At 71.6% G+C, this 2,750-nt stretch carries 4 protein-coding genes; all 4 read left to right on the top strand.

Annotation, left to right across the window (positions count from 1 at the left end; genetic code table 11):
• Window positions 1–1,416: cobaltochelatase CobT-related protein (locus HUU95_RS13455; RefSeq protein WP_174280567.1), on the top strand; the 1,416-nt coding region annotated here is incomplete at its 5' end.
• 82 nt (window positions 1,417–1,498) lie between these two features.
• A complete protein-coding gene (locus HUU95_RS14655) occupies window positions 1,499–2,128 on the top strand; it encodes a hypothetical protein (RefSeq protein ID WP_254602805.1) in 630 nt (209 codons plus the stop codon).
• A 154-nt stretch (window positions 2,129–2,282) separates the two neighbouring features.
• The gene (locus HUU95_RS14650; RefSeq protein WP_254602806.1) at window positions 2,283–2,513 is read left to right on the top strand and encodes a ribbon-helix-helix domain-containing protein; all 231 of its coding nucleotides are present in this window, start codon (window positions 2,283–2,285) and stop codon (window positions 2,511–2,513) included.
• A partial coding sequence (locus HUU95_RS13445; RefSeq protein ID WP_174280565.1) for a PepSY domain-containing protein occupies window positions 2,510–2,750 on the top strand: 241 nt, incomplete at its 3' end. The genes HUU95_RS14650 and HUU95_RS13445, both read left to right, overlap by 4 nt.

The following is a 2,750-nucleotide window of genomic DNA, read 5'->3' as shown; positions in this document are numbered from 1 at the left end:
GAGGTGCCGCTGTCGACCGCGCTGGGGCTGCTGGTGCGCGAGCGGCTGACGGGCCGCGCGGTGCCGGCGGCGGCGCAAGGCGGCCTTGCCTTCGTGCGCGACTGGATCGAGGGCAGCGTCGATCTCGACGCGCTGGCGATGGCGATCGACGATCAGCGCGCGTTCCAGGCGCTGGCGACGCGGCTGCTCGAACAGCTGGAGCTGATCGAGGGCGACCAGATCCCCGACGAGGCGGACGAGGGCGGCGCCGAGGACGAGGGCTCGCAGGAAGCGGGCGACGAGCAGGACCAGGACGAGGAGCCGGGCGAAGGAGAGGGCCAGGGCGAGGTCGAGCAGCGGGGGCAGGAGCGCCGGACCGACGAGCAGGACGGCGAGGGCGAGGATAGCCAGGGCGAGACGCCCGACGATGCCGATGGCGAGCCCGGCGACGACGGCGAGGAGGGGATGCAGCCCGTTCGCCCCAACCGCCCCTTCGCCGATCTCAACGCGCAGTTCGACTATCGGACCTGGACGACGCAGTTCGACGAGGTAGTCGCCGCGACCGAGCTGTGCGATCCCGACGAGCTGACGCGGCTGCGCGGCTATCTCGACGGGCAGCTCGTGCACCTGCAATCGGCGGTGTCGAAGCTTGCCAACCGGCTCCAGCGGCGGTTGATGGCGCAGCAGAGCCGCGCCTGGGACTTCGATCAGGAGGAGGGCATGCTCGATGCCGCGCGGCTGGCGCGCGTGGTCGTCTCGCCCGGCACCTCGCTGTCGTACAAGATCGAGCGCGATACGGACTTCCGCGACACGGTGGTGACGCTGCTGATCGACAATTCCGGCTCGATGCGCGGGCGGCCGATCTCCATCGCGGCGATCAGCGCCGATATCCTGGCGCGCACGCTGGAACGCTGCGGCGTCAAGACGGAGATCCTGGGCTTCACCACCCGCGCCTGGAAGGGCGGGCAGGCGCGCGAGAGCTGGCTGACGGCGGGGCGGCCGCCGCAGCCCGGCCGGCTCAACGACGTCCGCCACATCGTCTACAAGCGCGCCGACGAGCCCTGGCGCCGCGCGCGCGCGAGTCTCGGCCTGATGATGCGCGAGGGGCTGCTCAAGGAGAATATCGATGGCGAGGCGCTGCTGTGGGCGCATGCCCGCCTGCTCGCGCGGCCGGAGGAGCGGCGCATCCTGATGGTCATCTCCGATGGCGCGCCGGTGGACGATTCGACGCTGAGCGTGAACTCGGGCTCCTACCTGGAGCGGCACCTGCGCCAGGTGATCGGCTTCATCGAGGCAAAGTCCCCGGTCGAGCTGGCGGCGATCGGCATCGGCCATGACGTGACGCGCTATTACGCGCGCGCGGTGACGATCATGGACGCCGAGCAGTTGGGCGGCACGATCATCGAACAGCTCGCGGCACTGTTCGACGCGAACTGAACGTCTCCTCGTGCCGGAGAGGCTGGTTTTGCCTGTGCCCGCGTCGCGCTGGACGAGGTTATTCTTTCCAGGAGATTCCGTCATGCTCCGCGCCGCTGGCCTGCTCTTCCTCGCAGCGGCGACGGCACCCGCCGGCGCGCCGCCCGTCACCGGACTCAAGCCGATCGTGCTGCATCCGGGCATCAACCGCGTGCCGGGCTTCCTGGCCGGCGGCGGCACCGCGACGATCGTGCAGGCCTGGCGGGGCAACGGCAACGCGCACGGCTATACCGTGTGGACGGTGCTCGGCGGCCCATCGGAGGGCAGCCGGGTCGGGCTGGTCGGCTTCGAGACACCGGGCGCCGAGCCGGTGCGCGACACGATCCGCGACGAGCCGTTCGACGGCGAGCGGGTGCTGGGCGCGGTGCAGTTCGCGACCGGCCAGTTCGCAACCGGGCGACTGCGTGGCCGTCCGGTAACGCTGGTGATCACCGCCGATCTGAACCAGGCGGCGAGCGGCGTGCTGGCGGATCATGCGACCGCGACGGTGCGCTGGTATCGGCTCGACCATGCGGCGGATGCGTTCGGCCGGCCGACCGATGACTTCCTGCCGATCGGCTCGGTCACGACGACGAAACGCTATTGCAACGCGTGGCTGGCGATGCGCGACGTCGCCGGGATCCGGCTGCGCGGCGACTTCGCCGGCCCGAACCGGGTGGACGGCTGTTTCTGAGCGAGTGGCTTGTGTCCGCCCGTCGGAGGCGGGACAACGAGCCGCACGGCGATCGCGCGCTCGAGTCGACGAAAGAGACGCTGTGGCAGACGACGGACTGGCTGGACCGCTAGGTGAAGCCGAAACGGCCGGCGCAGGGCATCGTCGCGGCGAGATAGCGGGGCCGTTCGCGGGGCCGGTCAAGCGATCGGTGACGATCGCGGGGCATCAGACCTCGATCAGCCTGGAGCCGGTGTTCTGGGTCGCGCTGGAAGGGGCCGCGCGGGCCCGCGCGCTGCCGCTGTCGGCGCTGGTCGCGCGGGTCGACGCAGCGCGGATCGGGCAGGCGGACCCGCCCAATCTCGCCAGCGCGCTGCGCTCGTGGCTGCTGGGCGAGGTGGCGTGACGCGGCTGCGGCTGCGGCGCTGGTGGTTCCGCGTCCACCAGTGGCTGGGCGTCGGGCTGGCGGTGCTCGTCATCCCGCTGTCGCTCTCCGGCGCGGCGCTGGTGTGGCACGACGCGCTCGACCGGCTGCTCCATCCAGGCCGCTACGCGACGAGCGGGACGGCGCTGCTCGGCGCCGACGCCTATGTCGCGGCGGCGCGCGCGCGGCTGGCGCCAGGCGAGCGGATCGCGACGCTCA

Source organism: Sphingomonas bacterium (genome assembly GCF_903643065.1).
Taxonomy (GTDB): domain Bacteria; phylum Pseudomonadota; class Alphaproteobacteria; order Sphingomonadales; family Sphingomonadaceae; genus Sphingomonas.
The sequence above is the reverse complement of the archived record's forward strand: the minus strand, read 5'-3'. Positions and strand labels throughout refer to the sequence as shown.